The 19,817-nt window shown below is 46.4% G+C and carries 11 protein-coding genes; 8 read left to right on the top strand and 3 right to left on the bottom strand.

The annotated features are described in order from the left end of the window. Positions 1 to 10: 10 nt before the first annotated feature. Together DR864_RS25545 and DR864_RS25540 are read right to left on the bottom strand one after the other, a co-directional pair. Positions 11 to 1,474 carry a RagB/SusD family nutrient uptake outer membrane protein gene (locus tag DR864_RS25545; protein ID WP_114069620.1) on the bottom strand — a complete coding sequence of 488 codons (1,464 nt, stop codon included), beginning with the start codon at positions 1,472 to 1,474 and terminating at the stop codon, positions 11 to 13. A 50-nt stretch (positions 1,475 to 1,524) separates the two neighbouring features. Continuing rightward, on the bottom strand, positions 1,525 to 4,647 hold the full coding sequence (locus DR864_RS25540) for a SusC/RagA family TonB-linked outer membrane protein (RefSeq protein WP_114069619.1): 3,123 nt from the start codon (positions 4,645 to 4,647) through the stop codon (positions 1,525 to 1,527). A gap of 412 nt (positions 4,648 to 5,059) precedes the next feature. On the opposite strand from DR864_RS25540, the gene DR864_RS25535 reads away from it, so the two are divergent. Then, positions 5,060 to 7,891: a PD-(D/E)XK nuclease family protein gene (locus tag DR864_RS25535; protein ID WP_162794125.1), complete on the top strand. Its 2,832-nt coding sequence runs from the start codon at positions 5,060 to 5,062 to the stop codon at positions 7,889 to 7,891. Between the two features lie 83 nt (positions 7,892 to 7,974). Then, positions 7,975 to 9,672, top strand: coding sequence for a M14 family metallopeptidase (locus DR864_RS25530; protein ID WP_114069617.1), 1,698 nt, complete (start codon positions 7,975 to 7,977; stop codon positions 9,670 to 9,672). 176 nt (positions 9,673 to 9,848) lie between these two features. On the opposite strand, the gene DR864_RS25525 is transcribed toward DR864_RS25530, so the two are convergent. Continuing rightward, positions 9,849 to 13,220, bottom strand: coding sequence for a UvrD-helicase domain-containing protein (locus tag DR864_RS25525; protein ID WP_114069616.1), 3,372 nt, complete (start codon positions 13,218 to 13,220; stop codon positions 9,849 to 9,851). 145 nt (positions 13,221 to 13,365) lie between these two features. Here DR864_RS25525 and DR864_RS25520 point away from each other — a divergent pair, with 145 nt between their 5' ends. The 6 genes from DR864_RS25520 (at position 13,366) to DR864_RS25495 (ending at position 19,812) form a co-directional block, all read left to right on the top strand. Then, entirely contained in the window at positions 13,366 to 13,869 is a 504-nt protein-coding gene (locus DR864_RS25520) for a GNAT family N-acetyltransferase (RefSeq protein WP_162794123.1), read from the top strand. A gap of 11 nt (positions 13,870 to 13,880) precedes the next feature. Beyond that, positions 13,881 to 15,113, top strand: coding sequence for a carboxypeptidase-like regulatory domain-containing protein (locus DR864_RS25515; protein ID WP_114069614.1), 1,233 nt, complete (start codon positions 13,881 to 13,883; stop codon positions 15,111 to 15,113). A gap of 121 nt (positions 15,114 to 15,234) precedes the next feature. Further along, positions 15,235 to 17,016: an ABC transporter ATP-binding protein gene (locus tag DR864_RS25510; protein WP_114069613.1), complete on the top strand. Its 1,782-nt coding sequence runs from the start codon at positions 15,235 to 15,237 to the stop codon at positions 17,014 to 17,016. Positions 17,017 to 17,039: 23 nt separating this feature from the next. Further along, positions 17,040 to 17,504: a lipocalin/fatty acid-binding family protein gene (locus DR864_RS25505; protein ID WP_114069612.1), complete on the top strand. Its 465-nt coding sequence runs from the start codon at positions 17,040 to 17,042 to the stop codon at positions 17,502 to 17,504. Beyond that, positions 17,501 to 17,827, top strand: a complete 327-nt coding sequence (locus DR864_RS25500; protein WP_114069611.1) for a MerR family transcriptional regulator — start codon at positions 17,501 to 17,503, stop codon at positions 17,825 to 17,827. Before DR864_RS25505 ends, DR864_RS25500 begins: the two co-directional genes overlap by 4 nt. 8 nt (positions 17,828 to 17,835) lie before the next feature. Beyond that, on the top strand, positions 17,836 to 19,812 hold the full coding sequence (locus tag DR864_RS25495) for a glycoside hydrolase family 18 protein (protein WP_114069610.1): 1,977 nt from the start codon (positions 17,836 to 17,838) through the stop codon (positions 19,810 to 19,812). Positions 19,813 to 19,817 lie beyond the last annotated feature (5 nt).

Below are 19,817 nucleotides of genomic sequence, written 5' to 3'. Positions count from 1 at the left end.
GAGCCCCTTTTCAGTAGCCAAAGTTTTGCTTGAGGCTAGGGTTCAGCGAGATTTGCCCAGTCGGAATTCTCGCCAATATGACGAAGTCAGTAAAAGCAATAGACCGCGGCTGTTTCACCAAATCAAGTCCCCGTCTTTTTAAGTCAAAGAAACGATGTCCTTCAAACGCAAATTCAAGACGGCGCTGACGCAGGATTTCCGTTAATAATGCTGGACCAGTCACGGTGCTTTCGAGCGCAGTAAGACCTACACGGGTACGAATGCGGTTTACATCGGCCAATGCCTCGGCAAAATTGCCCAGTTCGTAATTGGCTTCGGCACGGTTCAGATACATTTCCGAGATACGAATGACCGGAATGTTATCTTGATTTACCTGTCCGCTTTTGCCGAGAAATTTTGTAGTTTCCACTTCGGCAGGGCCACGTCCTGTGGTTCCTAATTCGTACAATAATGCACGAGCATCACTCCCACGGGTAATGACATCGCCGGTACGGGAGATTCCCAATTCACTGAGCAGATCATTGGTCGGCACTAAGTCGCCAAATCCGGCTGTTGCGGTACGCAGCCCCAGGGTACGAAGAGTGGTATAAGTAGTTTGCAGCGAAAGGTTTACCCCAATGTTCTCATTAGCCTGATACGATAATTCAAACATTGACTCTGGATGAGAAGCAGCACGCCAGGCGCTGACATAAGCCGTAGGTGTGGTCTGGAATACGCCTACTCCGCCAGAAAGAGCATCAGTGGATAAACGCACCGCATCCGCCCAATTGCCAGTATAAAGAGACACCCGCGACAATAACGCCTGAGCCGCCGCACGGCTTGCAAAAAACGGACGTACAAAACGAGTATCGTTGTTGGTGAGCTTTTCGATGGATTTTGTCAGGTCGGCCGCAATTTGTTTATAACAATCATCAATGCTGGCGCGCGGAGGCAAAGTCACCTGATCCAAGCCTGTAACACCTTCCAGCAACAATGGCACACCTCCCAAATTTTGAGAGGGAACAATTGCTTTGGGGGTATACGCATACGCACGCATCAAATCAAAATAGAGCAGACCGCGTAAAAATAAACACTGACCTTCAATCGCTTCTTTGGTCGCCTGCGGGGCCGTAGAGGCTGGCAGGTTTTTCAAAATGATGTTTGCCCGGTTGATGGCAACGTACGCGTTTGACCAATTGATAAAATGTGATCCTACCTGATTCTGATATTCAGCGTTCAGACGACCTGATTTATTGGTAGCACGGCCATTATCCGCCAGTGCTTCTGGAATCGCCACTAAATCCCGTCCGTACAGATCGGTGGTTTGAAGGACGTCATACACACCATTCAAGGCAGCCGAAAGCGCTTCGGGAGAATTATAGGCCGAAGCCAAATCAACGGCCAGACGAGGTTTAACTTCCAGGGCACTGTCGCACGACTCCAGCGTTAGAAAGCAGGCGAGTGCTGCGGGTATATAGTTGAATATTTTTTTCATTGATTGTTCTTCTATTAGTGTGTTCCCTTTTTTTTAGGATACGCTGGTTCTTAAAATCCGATTTGTACACCAAATGTATAGTTTCTTGCCTGAGGAATAACTCCATTGTTTCCACTTCCCAGGCCTACAAATTCTGGGTCATACCCAGTCCAAGCAGTCCAAGTCACTAAGTTTATACCTTGAGCATAAATGCGGGCTGATCGTATAAACTTCAATGGTTTCAGGATATTGGCTGGAATGGTATACGAAGCAGATACCTGCTTCAAACGAACATAGGAAGCATTCTCTACCGATCGCGTCCCCGCAGTATTTCCTGAGCCTCTCAATTCCGCGCCACCGTTGATTGGACGGGGCACATCAGTAAGGTCGCCCGGTTTTTGCCAGCGGCGCTCATAGATATCAGTGAGTGTATTAAAGAGTCGGTTTCCATTTTCCATCAGGAACTGACCTTGGGTGTTGCTGGCAACTCTTCCAAATTCATATTGTAAAAAAGCGGAAAGTTCGAATCCTCCAAACGAAATCGTATTGGTAAAACCTCCGAAAATAGGGCTAAATTCCGAACCGATATACTTCAAATCCCCCGGGTTTCGAATGGTGTAAGTTATATTGCCATTTTCGTCATACCACATTGGGCGTCCCGTAGCAGGATTGACACCAGCGTATTCTGCCGTATAAATGGCATAAACAGGCTTACCCACAATAAAGTTACTTCCAACGGTTATATCAGCCGTATTGTTACCAAGACCCGTATTCACCGCTGCATTCAGTAAAATCAGACTGTCACGGTTTTGCTGCGGCAGAATACCGTCAACCAATTTAGTGACTTTGTTCTGAATGTAGGTAAAGTTAAAGTTGGTTTCCCACTTAAATTTACTGGTTCTTACGTTTATCGTCGTTATTTCAAATTCCAGTCCACGGTTACGAAGCTGCCCTACGTTGTCAACAATCGAACCAAATCCACTCGTGATTGGCAACGGACGGTTAAGCAACAAATCATTGCTCACACGGCTGAAGTAGTTAATTTGACCAGAAATACGACCGCCCCAAAGACCATACTCTAGCCCTACTTCGCCCGTCACATTACGCTCCCATTTCAGGTTTGGATTTGCCATTTGGATAGGTGCTGTACCGCTCAGGTTGTTATAGTTTGACCCGCCGCTTACCAATCCAAGTGCTGGGAAGAAACCAATTTGGTCGTTTCCAGTTACTCCATAGCTACCACGAAGTTTTAAGTCTGTCACCACTCGGCTGCTCTTCAGGAAAGGCTCCTCGCTGATCAGCCATCCTGCTGATGCGGCAGGAAACAAGCCGTAGCGATTGTTGGAGCCGAATCGGGAAGAGCCATCATAACGGGCCGTTGCCGAAACGAAATACTTATTTTTGAAATCGTATTTGGCCTGAGCAAATACCGATTGCTTACGAAAACCGTTCCAGCCACCACCAGTAGAGATAAAATTAGTTCCTGAACTTGCATATTGAAAATCAGGTGACGGAAACCCTTCTACCGTTCCAAAATACCCTTCGTTTACATCACTGCGGTACTCATATCCCAACAGAGCGCTTACATTATGATTTTCTTTCAACAGTTTGTTATAATTCAAAACGGCATTTCCGAGGAAGTTTACATTTTGGTTATATTGAAAACCAAGACGTCCGTTTACGTTGATACCGTCTGGTGTACGGGCATCAGTATAATTATCTCCCTTGATGGTACGATAATCCAACGAGGCTGACGGACGAAAAGTAAGACCATCCGCAATTTTCCACGTAAGAGATACATTTCCAACGGCTTGGTTTTGCACGCCACCAATTTTGTTTAATTCACTCACCATGATGATATTTTGGTTCAAGATACCAGGAATACCACCATCTGCCGGCGTACCGTTGTAAGTACCGTCTTCCTTGTAAATCGGAACCATCGGCAATACCAACGGCGATGCAAATGCTGACGCCCCCAGAAAAGACCCGCCCAGCGGACCGCCAAACTGGCCGCGGCTTTTTTGGGTGCTAAGTTTGATACCATTCTCAAACGTTACCTTTGGACTGATCTTATGAACGACGTTCAAGTTGGTAGAACCACGCAAAAAGTCGATATTAATCAAATTGGCATCTTGTTTCAGGTATGAACCAGACCAATAAAAAGTAGTTTTTTCATTTCCACCGCTGGCCGACAATTCATAGCTGTTGGCCCGACCAGTTTTGAAGGCTTCATTCTGCCAGTCGTAGCTGGGAAGGGCGGCTACTGCCGACTCTGTCAAATCTCCTGCCAAACGAACGCTGGTTAGCGCATTTGTCAAGGCCTGCGCGGCAGTCAGGGTAGGTGTTTGATTTCTCAACGCTTCCGAGCGCATTTGAATCCACTGTTGGGTATTCAAAACGTTCAGTTTTCTGAGCGGCTCAACAACCCCATTATAGTAGTTAAAGTCAAATTTAGTGGTACCTGCTTTTCCTCTTTTGGTCGTTACGAGCACTACACCATTGGCGGCTTGCGAACCATAAATTGAAGCCGCCGCCGCATCTTTCAACACCTCAATGGATTCAATATCATTGGGATTGAGGAAGTTTAAAGGGTTTGAACTCGTAATCGTCGACGTTCCGCGTGAGTTAATCTGCACACCGTCAACCACATAAAGCGGGTCATTACCCCCAGAAATAGAGCCTACCCCTCGGATACGAACCTGTACCGAGCCACCGGGAATCCCGTTGGCAGCCTGTACCTGAACCCCTGCGGCTCGTCCCTGTAACGCACGATCAAAACTCTGTACGGGCATGTTCTCAATGAGCTGCCCTTTGACCTTTGAGATTGAACCAGTGATTTCCCGCTTGTTGAGTGTTCCTCCATAACCAGTGACGACAACCTCATTGAGTTGGTTAGCGTCAGAACGCAATTGCAGGTTTATTTCAGTACGATTACCTACCGCAATCTCCTGCTTTTCAAACCCTACAAAGCTAAAAATAAGAATTGGTTTAGCATCTGAAATACTAATTCGATATTTCCCTTCCGAATCCGTGTTGGCTCCTTTGGTAGTCCCTTTCACTAATACGCTTACTCCAGGAAGAGGCGACCCATCGTCGCTGCTGGTAACGGTCCCAGTAACCGTGCGCTCTTGTGCCCGAAGCTGAACACAAATAGACATCAACAGGCAGACGCCTGCCAGTAAAAATTTCCGCATAAGATTTAGTTTGGTTTTTAGTTAAAATAAAAATGGTGATACTGCTCACAAGCAGTAAAACAACTAACTTTGAAAATTGTTACTGCGAAAATAGAAAGCAAACACACAAGTCAAAAAAATAAAAAAAGACAAACGTCATTCAACAGCATACTTTTTGTAATATCCACAAAAGATATTTTTTAGGAACATAATCAACATAAACATACCCAAATAGCTCATTCCCGAAATGCTCGAATCTTTTCTTGAGAAATCAGCGAAGTATATTTTTGACACAAAAAGACATACAAAGCGCATTGAGAATTTATTAATAATTGTACCCACCCGGCGGGCTGCTTATTTTTTTAAACGTGCTCTGGCTCAATGCGCTGATCGTCCCTTTTTGGCCCCGGAAGTGTTAGCTATCGACGACTTTGTGACCAAAAAGTGTGGGGTGGAGATTGCCGACAACGTTAGTTTGTTGTTCGAATTATTTGACATTTTTAAAGAGGTTGATAAAAACATCACCTTTGAGCGCTACCTGCAATGGGGGAGTATGTTGCTGCGCGATTTCGACTTAATTGACCAATATCTCGTTGATTCTGATTATTTATTCGACTACATTACCGAGGCCAAAGCCATTGAGCGTTGGGAGATTGACTGGCCAAAAAACAAAATTTCGACCGACTCAGAGCGCATAAAGGCCTACTTTGAATTGTTCTCCAATTTACGAGAAGTATACCAACGTTTCCGGCAACATCTTCAGTCCAAAAAGCGCGTTTATCGCGGTTTGGCCTACCGCACGTTGGCCGAAAATACATTTGAACTTTTGCTGAACGACAAAGAAGAGACCAATCAACCAAACTCCGAAGAAACCGTTGAGGACTCCTCGCCCGACTTTTATTTTGTCGGATTAAGCGCTTTGAGTGCCGCGCAAGAAAAAATCATTCGGGCCCTTATCAAAGCCCAACGTGCTGAAATTCTTTGGGATACTGACCACTACTATATGCGCGAAAATCCCTACATCGAAGGTGGAAAAGCACTGCGCAGCTACCGGGATGCCGCGTGGGCTGGCGAATGGAAGTGGACCGAAAACCATATTCTCCAAACCCCCAAAGACATTACGGTTTATGCCGTTCCGAATGCCTCTATGCAGGCCAAAGTAGCGGGTAAACTTTACCAACAATGGTGTACCGAGGAGCAAGGCGGCACCGAAAACCGCCCCGTAGCGATGGTACTAGCCGACGAAAACCTGCTAGTTCCTGTCTTGAACGGATTGGATGAAACCATCAGTGACCTCAACGTAACGATGGGACTAACACTGCGTAATTCGCTGTTGTTCACGCTCGTAGACTCGCTGTTTGAGTTGCAGTTTACGGTGGCAGAATTCCGCGCCAAAGACGGTCGCTCGGTTAAAATCCCTAAATACAACCACCGAACAGTTCAGAAAGTACTCAATCACCCGTTTATCAGGAGATACGAATTTCTGGCGTTGCAACAACGCGATTCGACCGCGCCGAGCATCATTCAGACTACCATTGGTGAGATACAACGGCGTAATTTTGTGTACCTCGACCCCAAACAGTTGTTGGTGTGGGGCGAAAATCACCCGCTTTTTGTGGCGCTGTTTGGCCGCTGGGACGACAACCCGCACACCGTCATCAAAGCCCTGTACGTCATCATCGACTTGCTGCGCGAAGTATACAAAGACACCCAAAACGCCATCGAGACGGAGTACTTATATTTGTTTTATACCCTGCTAAAACAGCTCGAAACCACCCTCAATTCAAGCCACGCCGAGAAGCTGAACTTACGGACTTTCAAGGCTTTTATGTACGAACTCATCCGCCAAACCCGGATTCCTTTCAGCGGTGAGCCCGTCAGTCCGCTGCAAATAATGGGAATGCTCGAAACGCAGTCTCTTGATTTTGAACGCATTATTATTCTTTCGATGAATGAAGGGGTTTTCCCTGCTTCAAAACGTCAAAACTCGCTGATTCCGTGGGACATTGCCCAAGAAGCGGGTTTGCCCATTTACCGCGACCAAGACGCAGTGTTGTCTTATCATTTTTACCGCCTACTCCAACGCGCCAAAGACGTTCACCTCGTGTACGTTACCGACCCAAGCACTTACAACGGCGGTGAAAAAAGCCGTTTCATTCGTCAGCTAGAGCACGAGTTGGTGCCCATGACGAAAGACAAAGGCACCATCAGGTATCAGGAGATGATGGTGATGTTTAAGGAGGACGACAAACAGGGAGCCGAAGAAGAACCAAAAGTGCAGATAGCGCGTCAAAAAGCCGCTACGATTGATTGGACCGTCCCCAAAACGCCCGAAACGATTGCCTTTCTCATTGCCTCTCTCGAAAAAGACGGGTTGTATGCCACTCATTTAAACCAGTACCTAAAATGCTCGCTCCAGTACTATTTTAACCGCATTGCGGGCGTGTCGGAAGACGAAGAAGTGGAAGAGCGCATTGGTTCGGCAGACTTTGGCTCTTGGATTCACAAAGTACTAGAACGCATCGACTTAGAATATCTGATGGAAAACAAACCCATCACAGACGAAGAAGTAAAGGCGATTTTACGCGAAGAATTTGATAAACAATTTGGTGGTTACGATGCCGAATCGGGCATCAATCGGCTGTTGTATCAAGTGGCCGAACAAACCGTGGTGGACTTCTTGCGGGAACAGCGCACGCGCAACGATTCGCTGGTGGTGCTGGCTACCGAGCGAAAACTATCGGCGACGTTGCCACTGCAATGGGGCGATAAGACGATTTTATTTAAAGTGGCGGGGAAAATTGACCGCATTGAGTTGGTGGATAACGTCATTCGCGTGGCCGATTATAAAACGGGAAAAATCGAACAACTCCCCAAAGTCACGCCCGATAAACTAGCTGATATTATGACCTCTGGCAGCAATGGAAACTACGAAAAAATCAGGCAATTATGGATTTATCAGTACCTGATTTACAAACAGATGCTGCGTGACCAAGGTCTCAACCTACGCGGTCAGGATTTTCACTTGGACAACTATGAAGTAACGTCTGGATTTTATTCATTGCGAAACATTAAACGGGGTTTCATCGAAAATCCCCTTCAATTTGACCAAGCCAACGACCCCGAAAATTACGTAGCGCATTCGGAGGAGTATCTGAGGGCATTTATCACCGAAAAACTCCTCAATACCGACGAGCCTTTCCGTAAAACTGACCATATGCAAGCCTGTCAATATTGCGATTATAAAGAAATTTGTGGGAGGTAAGGGTGGATGTTGCGTCTATTTTTTATCGATACTTGCGCCAAAATTTTGTCAATAAACCAAACACTTCATCAATTTCCCACCTTATGAAAAAGTTATTTTTACTGCTTTTGCTGTCCAACACACTCTTTGCCCAAATCACTTCCTACGAAAAAAGCAAAGGACAAGAAACTGCTACCTACGACGAAGTCATCCGTTTTTACCAAGCCCTAGACCAAAAATATGACCAAGCTACGCTACTCGAAGTAGGCACGAGCGACATTGGTAAACCGCTGCATTTGTTTGTGTTATCGGCCAATAAGGTCTTCAAACCTCAGGCCGACAAAGTAACGCTTTTGATCAATAACGGCATCCACCCCGGCGAACCCGAAGGCATTGACGCCAGCATGATGTGGGCGCGGGAACTGTTGGAAAAGAAGCTACTCCCGGCCAATGTGTTGCTGTGCATTGTGCCTGTCTATAACATTGACGGTATCCTTAACCGTGGCGTGTCGCGCCCTAATCAGAACGGTCCCAACAGTTACGGATTTCGGGCAAATTCACGAAATTATGATTTAAACCGCGATTTTATCAAAACAGATTCTAAAAATTCGGAGTCGTGGCAAAAGATGTTTCAGGCGTGGAAACCTCACATCATCGTAGACAACCATACCTCCAATGGTGCTGATTACCAGCACGCTGTCACGTATTTTCCGACCCAGAAAGACAAGTTCAACCCGATTGTTTCGACCTTTTTTACCAACGAATTCAAACCCGCGTTGGATGCTCAATTATCAAAATCGGGGTTTGACCCAGTGCCGTACGTAAATGCCTTTGGCAGCACCCCCGAAACGGGTTATTCGGGCTTCAACGATGCTCCGAGGTATAGTTCAGGCTACGCGTCGCTGTTCAATTGTGAAACCTTCGTGGTTGAATTGCACATGCTGAAAGATTATCCTACGCGGGTCAAAGGAACTTACGTGTTTATGGAAACGACGCTCAACCTCAGCACCAAACACGCTAAGACGTTGATTGCCAACAAGCAAAAAGCCGACGAAGCCGTGGCGGCCCAAAAGTCTTTTCCATTAAGCTGGAAACTGGACCGTAGCGTGGCCGATTCGATTACTTTCAAAGGCTTTGCGGCCAAGTACAAACCCAGTGAAGTGAGCGGACTGAATCGTTTGTATTACGAACGCAACGAGCCTTTTACCAAACGCATTCCCTTTTTTGACCACTACGTAGCCGATCTGACGGTTCAGAAACCAAACGCCTACGTGTTGCCTCAAAGTTGGGTTCGGGTGGCAGAACTCCTCAAAATCAACGGCGTAACGCTAAAATCTTTAGAAAAAGATACCGAAATGGAAGTGGAAGTGTATTATATTGAAGATTACAAAATCCCCCAAAAGCCCTATGAAGGACATTATAACCACACCGGCGTAACGGTTAGAAAAGAGACGCAGAAAATACAATTTTATAAAGGGGATTATCTTATTGCGACCAACCAAAAATCCAACCGTTATATCATCGAAACCCTTGAACCTCAAGGCCCCGACTCGTTTTTTGCGTGGAATTTTTTCGATAGTATCTTAGGACAAAAAGAGCATTTTTCCGCCTACGTTTTTGAAGACATTGCGGCTGAAATGCTGCGCAAAGATGCGGCACTCAAGCAAAAATTGGAAGAAAGAAAAAAGACAGATGAGGCTTTTGCCAAAAGCGGCGCGGCACAACTCGAATTTATTTATCGCAACTCACCCTATTTTGAGCAGACATATTCACGCTATCCTGTGTACAGGTTGGTGAAATAACCTCAATTTCTACAACGAACTTTGTTGGCTCGGGGGTTTCAAACTCATCTTCATCAAAGTAAAAAAAAGGGTCCATAATGTGGTGGAGGGTTGGGGCTTGTGTACGCTATACATAACATACGCAAAAACCATCCAAAAAGTCACCACAATTCTAAAAAAAATACGAAATTTAATATTCACACCTTAATTACCTCATTTCGCTCAATATAAACCAGCAACGAATCGACCCTTGCGTAGCCCATTTCGTAGAAAAGTTTGGCGTACCGTTTAATCTGTATGGTGTGGTTTTCGACGGGAATCCCCGTTTTGTAATCAACGATTACGACTCGGTCATTTAAGTGTACCACCCTGTCGGGGCGGTGAATGTTGCCATCGGGGGTTAAGATTTCGCGCTCATTGATGACGTTGGACTCTACCTCAAAAAGACCCTGCAAGTCAGGATGTTGAAGAATTTTATCAAGGCTCTTACGAATATCTTCGGCTTCGATTTTCTCAATCATGCCTTCAGTTTGCATTCGTACCAAGGCCGAGGGAACGTCATCGGGCGTACGTACCATCGAAAGAGCGTAGTGAACTTTGTTTCCGTGGTCGCGTTTTTTCTCAAACGTTTCTACGTCAAAGATGCGATTGGCTAAGCGCCGGAGGCGCAACTCGCGGCTGCGGTCCGTAGAAATAATCTGCGGGACATAAAAAGTGGGTGCCTGAACGGTGGCGTGAGGAGTACGCGTGGTGAGTTTCGCAGGGGTTTCAAGGCTTCCGATTTCAGGTTCCTGTAGGCTTTCCAAATACTGATATAGCCAATAACTTACTTTTCTGGGAGATTTGATTTTAGCAAAATTTTCTTCTTTGGCCAACACGTACAGTTTTTTGGTCGGACGCGTAAACGCCACGTACAACAGGTTGAGGTTTTCAACAAACACGCGCTCACGCTCCTCCTTATACTGCAATGCCACCGACTCGGTCGTTTGCAATAATGTCTCTTTTACTTGAACCGAACCCGTTTGAAGCCACTTGGTTTCGGTCTGTTCAATCATTTCACCGCTTTCAACGTCTTTTGTACTGAAACCACCAACGCCCAACTCCTCTGACGGGTCAAGATTGACCCACATCGAATCGCGTTTGGCATTGGGCACAAAATCCCAATCGGCGTAGGGAATAATCACCACGGGATATTCCAATCCTTTGGAACGGTGGATGGTCTGCACCGTAATCGCATTGGGGTCTGACGGTGCCGAAATGGAAATTTTCTCTTTTTGGGTTTCCCAATAATCCAGAAAATCGGCCAAATGACTGCCCCGCTTGGTGTTGAATTCCAAAACCACATCCAGAAAACGAAACAGATAATCACGTTCTTCCACGATTTCAAACAGCCCAAACGTCTGCACCAGTTTTTCGGCCAGCTCATACGCACTGATTTGGAGCAATCGGTACGGATTCAAAAACGCATCAATGACATCTCCTTCTTTCAGGTCACCCGCTTCGGCTTTGACTTGCCGTAAACATTCATTGATAAACACGTAAAACTCCCGCACATCGTGCGATTCCACCACCGTTTTCAAGCGTTGATTGTCTTTGTTGTCAGGAATACGTTTGACAATCATTCGGAAAAATAAATACAGCGCTTCGTACTTATCCAATCGGCTGTCGGGCTTGACGAGCACGCGCATGAAGGCCGTCACCAAATTGACTGCCCCCGAAAAACGCAACGAAAGCGAATCGTCGGAGATAATATTGTATCCGTTCTCTTTCAGATGATTAGCTATTTTTTTTGCATCTTTCTTGTACCGACACAACACCGAAATATCGCCCACACTAAACCCGTCGATTTCGGTTGCTTGCTGAATCAGGGCCAGCGTGCGGTTAATCATGGCTGGCGTATCGTCGTCGTCGTTGGTGTCGTTATTCAGGGTGGGAATAAATTCTATCTGCACCTCTCCGCCCGTTTTAGGATTGGGCGGCAACTCCTGCGCCACCTGCTCAAACACATCGTGCGAAAGCGGAAATTGGTCGCGGTAGAGTTCTTCAATTATGCCAAAAAACGCGTTATTGAATTCGATGATTTCTTTGGCACTACGACGATTGACCCGTAGCACATCGCCCGTCAAATGCCACCGAATGCTTTCTAGGCGCTCTACCGTCAACTCGCTGTCGCCCAGAGATTGCGCCAATCGATCAAGATTTTGGGAATGCAGCGCGATGATTTGATCCATGTCGCCGCCCCGAAAACGATAAATGGCCTGCTTAGAATCCCCTACGGCGAGGTTGAAATGGTCGTAACCGAGGCTGTTGTCAATCAGCGGCAACACATTGGCAAATTGCAATTTGGACGTATCCTGAAACTCGTCAATCAAAATATGATTAAACTTCTCCCCCATCCGCTCATAAATAAACGGTACGGGGTCTTCGGTCACAATTTGCAGGATTTTCTGGTTAAATTCAGAAATATGCACGCGGTTATTTTCCCGCAACTGGCGGTCAAATTCTTCCTTAATTTCATTCAACAACGACAGGTGATACAGGTGCGGAATGAGCTGTTGGTACAAAAAATAATTCCCACCGACGGCTAGACGATTTTCTTCTATTCGTTCGTAAAAATCCACCAATTGCGGTTTTATCTGCGCTACCGCTTCGACCACAAACGGGCGGGCGGTTTTGGTGAGCCAGCCTTTGTCGTTTTCAAAAGCGTCCTTTTCACGCGCTCCTGGCTCGGTCATTGCTTCGGAAGCATCGGTACGTTTTTTGAAATACCGAAACACCGTTCCGTACGAAAAATCTTTCTCGTCCAAGCCACTTTCCAGTATCAATTGCTGCCCTTTTTCGGCCCATTGCACCAGTTGGTTTTCCCACTTACGCAACGCGCCCACCAGTTGTCGCCGAATTTTTTTAAAATCCTTGGCCGACAAGTGCGCATTTTTCATGATGGCGGCGTAGCGTTGCTCATTGAGCAAATCGTTGGCAAAGCCCGCCATCGCTTCGGGCAGGCTGTGGTAATTTTTCCCTTCCTGCCCCGCTTCCAAATAAAAAGATTCGAGAATATCCGTCAACTCGGTATAAGCCTCGTCGCCCGTTTTTTCGAGCATTCGTTCTACCGCCATCAGCAGCAACTCCCCTGCTTCCATCTCCACTTCAAACGAAAACGGAATCCCCAATTCATCGGTAAACGCGCTCACCACCCGTTGGACAAAACTGTCGATGGTCAGAATGGCAAAATCACTGTAATCGTGTAGAATTTGTTTAAAAACGCGGTTGGCCCGATTCCGAATATCGCGTTCGCGGAGCTTGTAAGCCCCTTCGCGGTCGGCGAGGGATTCGGGGTATAACTCCTGAATGATGTCGTGCAGCATCGGGTCTTCGTGGCCGTTGGCAAACGCCTCCAACTTGACCATGATGCGGTCTTTCATCTCACGCGTGGCGGCCTTGGTAAACGTAATGGCCAAAATATGCTTGAAATAATAAGCGTTGTCGCTTTGCAAGGCGAGTTTGAGGTATTCTTTGGTAAGCGTGTAGGTTTTTCCCGACCCTGCCGACGAACTGACAATCTTGAACATAAAGAAATCTTCCGGAATTAAAGTCCTAAAGTTAGTCAGATTCAAAACGAAACCGCAGAAAGTAAGTCCTGAATTTTGTGTTCAACCAAATCCGCCCTATTTTGCTCCTTCAATTCAATTCCTGATTCTGCGAATCCATCACGCTATGTCTGCCATCACTATTCGTACCGATATTCGCCCCGGAGACCTTGGGTACATTACCTATCTAGTTGGTATTATTTATGCCAAAGAGTACGGTATGACCCTCCTGAACGACATCGAAGTGGCTACTTTTCTGACGCATTTTATCCAACATTATACTCCCGAAAAGGAACGTTTATGGGTGGCCGAAACCGACGAACACATCGTGGGCTGTATTCTGGTGTACGAAGAAAGTCCAGGCGTGGCGCATCTGCGGTCGCTCATTCTGCATCCTTCGGTGCGAGGGCGTGGGTTGGGGCGTCAATTGATGCAACTCGCCATTGATTTTTGTCGTGAAGTGGGCTATCAGAAAATTACACTTGAAACCTTTGATGAATTGCAAGCCGCGCTGCATTTATACGATTCTTTTGGTTTCCAACTCACGGGCGAGCGCTTCCACGCCGAGTGGGGCCGCCCCGTCAGGGAAGTGCAATTTGAGTTGGTTTTATCAAATTCGGCCAAATCATAACAAAACACGTCATGAAAACCCTGCTATTGATTATCCTTATGGGTTGGTGCACTTTTTCTTACGCCCAAACCATCACCATTGAAGGGCGTGTTTTGGATGTCTCCAACAATCAACCCGTTCCCTTTGCGGGCGTGGGCATTGTGGGCAAAAGCGTCGGAACGGTGGCTAACGAGCAGGGCCGTTTTAGCTTAAAACTAAGCCAACAATATGCTTCGGAGGTGCTCATTATCAATTGCATGGGGTTTGAATCGTACCAAATCCCCGTCAAAGCCGCCATTCAGTCAAGCCCGCTGGAAATCAAACTAAACGTAAACGCCATTCGGTTGAAAGAAGTGGTGGTGAAGCCGATCAACCCCACCAAAATTATCTACCAAGTCGTAGCGCTCATTCCCCAAAATTATGACCAAAACCCCAGCATTATTGAAGGTTTTTACCGAGAATCTGTCAAACAAGCACAGGTGAATCAATACTTTGCGTTTTCGGAAGGGGTTATTCAACTCTATAAATCCGGCGTGGATACCAACATCCCCGATCAGGCGCGGATGATTAAGGGCCGCAAGAAAGAACTGCCAACGTTGATTGTTACCGCCCAAAATGATACGTGCCCTATTCCGAGTATTACCAACGGACCGTATCTCGGCTATTTTCTGGACGTGGTCCGAGCGCGGGATTTTCCCCTGTATGACTTAAACTCCTACACTTTTGAGTACGACGGCGCACAAACCATCGGAAACACTTTTTTGTACAAAATCAACTTCAAAAACAATTCCGTCACCAAACGCTCAGCTAATCAGCGATTTGCGGCCTACAAAGGGACCCTTTACATCGAAACTGAAAGCCTCGTGGTGGTTAAAGCAGAATACGAACTGAATGATGCCGCATTGCGTCAATACGAACTCAGCTATCCGGGTATACGCCTCAAACACCGTAAATACATCATAAATTATGCCCCTTTTGAGGGCAAATGGTACCTGCACGATGCCCGCGTGGTGAATGACTTTGAGTACGAATATTTTGTCTGGCCCAAAGGAACGCGGCCCAAAAACGCCCCCAAGCGCATTGAAGTGGGGGTCGGGCTCCATAATCAAATGGCTTTTGTAACTACTCACATCAGCAACCGTAACGTGCAAAAATTTCCGTTAAATCAAATTTTGAGAATTGATACCTCTTTTTCGGAACAAAGCATGACCTTTGATGATGATTTTTGGAAGGATTTTAATATTATTGAAGAAGAGGAAAACTAACCCAAAATGCTCCCTTTTCGGAAGGTTTCTTTCACTTCTCGGCAAACGTTTTCCAGAAATTTGGTGTTAAAACCGATAGAGTAGTCGAAAATAGTCCCGCAACCCAACTACAAGCGTCATTTTGAAAGCACTCGCTCACCTCAACAAATACTTAGTTAAATACAAATGGTACCTGATTTTAGGGACTGTTTTCACGATTATTTCCAACCTTTTTGGAATCATTCCCGCCCAACTGGTCCGCTATGCGCTTGATTTAGTGAAAGATACGCTTGATGTGTACTTTCTCTTCAAAGGCTCTTCGCTCCAAGCCAATCTTTACGACATTTTCGCGTTTAGTATCTTACTCTACGGGATTTTGATTCTTATCATGGCCTTACTGAAAGGGATATTTCTGTTTTTGGTGCGCCAAACCCTCATCGTGATGTCGCGGCATATTGAGTACGACCTCAAAAACGAGATTTACGCTCATTATCAGACCCTTCCGTTGAGTTTCTTTCGTCGCCAAAATACGGGTGATTTGATGGCGCGTATCTCCGAAGATGTCAGCAAAGTGCGCATGTACGTGGGTCCGTCCATCATGTACGGCATCAATTTAATCACGCTGTTTATACTGGTCATTAGCTACATGGTTTCGGTCAATGCTAAACTGACGTTTTACGTATTGCTACCACTCCCGATTTTATCACTCAGCATTTATTTTGTCAATACCATCATCATGAAGCGCTCCGAAGAATTGCAGGCGCAACTTTCCAGCGTTTCGACCTACGTTCAGGAATCGTTCTCGGGCATTCGGGTTATCAAAGCCTTTGTCCGCGAACATGAGCAATTGCGGAATTTCGTCAAACAAAGCAACGATTACCGAAATAAGTCACTAAAATTGACCATTGTAGACTCGTTATTTTACCCATTCATCATGGTCCTCGTGGGACTGAGTAACGTGCTTATTGTCTTCGTGGGTGGGCAAGAAATCATGTCGGGCCGACTAACGCCCGGCAACATTACGGAGTTTATTTTGTACGTCAGTATGCTCACTTGGCCCGTCATGGCGCTCGGCTGGACCACCAGCCAAACACAGCGGGCGGCGGCATCGCAGCAACGCATCAACGAGTTTCTGAACACAAAAACGGATTTGGTTTCCACCAAAAACCTAGAACATGAGATTGCGGGGGATATTCATTTCCGCAATGTCAGTTTTGACTATCCCGATACGGGTATCAAAGCGCTCAAAAACTTTAATCTGAGCGTAAAATCGGGGGAAACTGTGGCCATCTTGGGCACGACAGGCTCAGGTAAGAGTACGGTCGCTAATCTGCTCATGCGCCTGTACGACCCCACCGAAGGCGACATTTCGATTGACGGTATTCCTATTAAAGATTTCAAACTGCAATCGCTACGCGGGCAAATGGGCTACGTACCACAAGATGTATTTTTATTCTCCGACAGCATCGAATCCAACGTGTCGTTTGGCTCAACCGAAATGTCGTTTGAAAAAATTGAACAAGCCACCAAAGACGCTGACCTTTACGCCAACATTATTGAGTTTCCCGAAGGATTTAATACCCGCGTTGGTGAGCGAGGCATAACGCTTTCGGGGGGCCAAAAACAACGTCTTTCAATCGCCCGCGCCATTGCCCGCGACCCCAAAATATTGATTTTGGACGACTGCCTTTCTGCCGTAGATACGCAAACCGAAAACACCATTTTGAACAACATGAGCCGCATCATGAAAGACCGTACGTCGGTCATCATTTCGCACCGGGTTTCTTCGGCAAAATTGGCCGATTTCATCATTGTGTTGGACGAAGGGCGAATCGTTGAGCAAGGCACTCACGAACTTTTAATGGACCAAAACGGTGTCTATAAAGAGCTATATGAGAAGCAGTTACAGGGCGAAGAAGTATAAATATCTCATTTTACTTTTTCATCATGGACAAAGTACTTCATACATTGGTGGGCACTTGGTTTATTTGCGTCACCAATTTTCCGATGTGGCTCAAGGGAAACAAAACCCATCCAACATTCAATTATAGCTTGGTTGCCAACAAAGAAAGAACTTTATTGGATGAAGTCAAGTACCGCAAAAACGGCAAGCCAGCGACTATTACAGGCTACGATTTACAAGACTCAACCGACCCAACGACTTTTATCTGGCGTGGAAAAGGGATGTTGAGCCTACTAAAAAGCAAATGGAAAGTGGCGCTACTTGATTCCTCAGGGCAGTGGGCCGTAATATGGTTTTCAAAGACACTATTTACACCCGAAGGTGTGGATATTATCAGCCGAACGCCTACGCTCTCCCCCACCATACTCCAAGAAATCAAAGCCCAAATGGCCAGGGATTCGGTACTTGCTCCCCACCTCGAAAGCCTCAAACCGTTAGAATCAAGATGAAAGACGATTCACACAAACTCTACTATAACATCAACGAAGCCGCCGCCCGCTACGGTTTTGATGCCTCTAAACTGCGGTATTGGGAATCGGTGTTTCCGATGCTCAAACCCGAAAAACGCGGCGGTGACCGCATCTACACATTAGCAGATTTGGAAATTCTCGACGAAATTGTCTACCTCGTTGAGCACAAAAAACACAAACTGTCGGCTGCCCGCCAAATCATGGAATCGGACCGCAGTCAGCGGAGCAAAATAAAACGGGCCATACAACAGTTGGAAGTTGTAAAACGTTACCTCCAAGACGTCAAAGAACTTCTCAAGTGAAAAACAGCATGAAAATAGGCATAACAGCAGGGCTCATTGCGGGTACTTACCTAATCGCAACGTATTTTTGGGGCGAACGCACCCCTACAACCTCCCTCCAAATTGTTCCTGCACTTAAAGCCCTTCCGCGTGCTCAAGCGGCTATTGTTCATTTTGAATTTGAACCTGACCCCAACCGCTACGAAGACCAACAACTCCAATTGCGGATTGAACGCCGCACCGATAATAAATTATACTTGGTCGATGCTTCAAAACCAGAACAGGGCCGCACGACCTATTATGCCCTCAACGGCAGTGTCAACCGAGTGGATGCGCGTCAGCTTACGCAACAACCGCTTTTGCCCAACCGCTGGATTCATCTGGTAAAATACGTCACGGAAGTAACCAATGTAAATTCGGAAAGCTGGCTCACGTCTGCGTTTAACGTGGCCGCTGGACAGGCCAAATACGCCGCTGCCTACGAGGCCATTTTTTGGGTACGGGATTCGTTGGACAAAACCGCGTCAAAAATCGCCTATACTCAGCCGCTTTGGCCCAATAACGAGGCCGTGGGCGACAGTCGGATTTTCAAACAAACACCCGCATTTACGTTGCTTAACAAAAAATACGGTTCTGAATCATTGCCCATTGACGAACCGACTAAGAACCTGCAAAAAGTGAGTTGGAACACTAATTCCACTAAATTTAAACTCCTATATGCGGGTGAAGTGGATGGCTTAATCAAACACATCAAGCCGCGAAATAAGCAGGGAATTACCCGTTTTGATTCAAAACAACTCGACCAAGCAGCCGACTGGTTGGCCAAAAGCACCACTGCCGACGCCTTTTCAGTCGATTTTGAGCCTGGCAAAGCCGAAGAAGGATGGTATTGGGACATGTCAGACCCAAACTTTGGGAAAATTATGTATGAGCTTTCAGATCGGATTTACAAACGCCACGGGAAGTTGTTTTATTCGTGGATCGGTGATGCGCCTTCATTTGGGTTTAAGGGGAAAACCTTCACATTGGACGGATACGCCAACGACAACTGGAGCGCTGGCAAAAAAAACATTGATGATTATCTGGCTATTCATCAAGATGCAAAATCCATCCAAAACGTAAAAATTCCTTATCCGACCATCCTCATGACGGGTTTTGGCTATACCAGCAGCACCGTCAATACCAGTGACGCCACTGATCAACCACCTCAAGTCTGGAAAGCGCCCGTCAACTGGTACCTGCGAACGCTGGATGTGCTCAATCTAAAATCGCTGATTGTGCCTCAAAAAGTAAAATTTCTCAATTTCATTTGGCCCTACGAAGACAAGCCCGCCGACGCCCGGCGCAGCTACACACGGCGATTTAAGGTAGGCAACGGCACCAAAGGCTACATCAGGCAACTAGACAATCGGGTGATGTACCCCATGAATCTTGTGCGGGATGCGGTGTTTATTCACCTTTGTAACCCACGCGTTTTCTACACTAACTACTGGATTTTCGGCCAATCGTACAATCCGTATCAAGCGTTGAGGTATTCCAAAATCAACGGAAATCTTTCGTGTGAATCGCAAAAGACGGGAGGCTATTTTGTATATGAGTACCAAGGCCCAGACCAACCTGCTTGCCCTTCCCTCAACGAAGATTACATCGGCAAAGATGCCCTCGGAATAGCTACTATGGTGCAGGCGCATGAGTTGTTTGCTAAGTATCAGCACATTCTGGACGGCACCCAAACCCGCGAAAGCTATGGTTTTGATTACCAAAGAGCGACACAGGATGCCACAAAAGCGGTTTGGCAAAATGACACGGGCGAGTTTGCGCGGGCTTTCAAACACAATCAGCCCTGGCTACAAGTGTGGAAAAATCCCAAAACGGGCAAACGTCTGCTGCTATTTCAGGACAATTTTGCCGAAGCCTTCGAGCCCGTCACGTTTACGACCACCATCAACGGCAAAAAAATACAGCGAAACGTAGAGGGAAATACGCTGTATTTGGAGGAATTGTAATTACA

The organism is Runella rosea (assembly GCF_003325355.1).
Lineage (GTDB): Bacteria > Bacteroidota > Bacteroidia > Cytophagales > Spirosomataceae > Runella > Runella rosea.
This window is presented reverse-complemented; position numbering and strand designations above follow the sequence as displayed.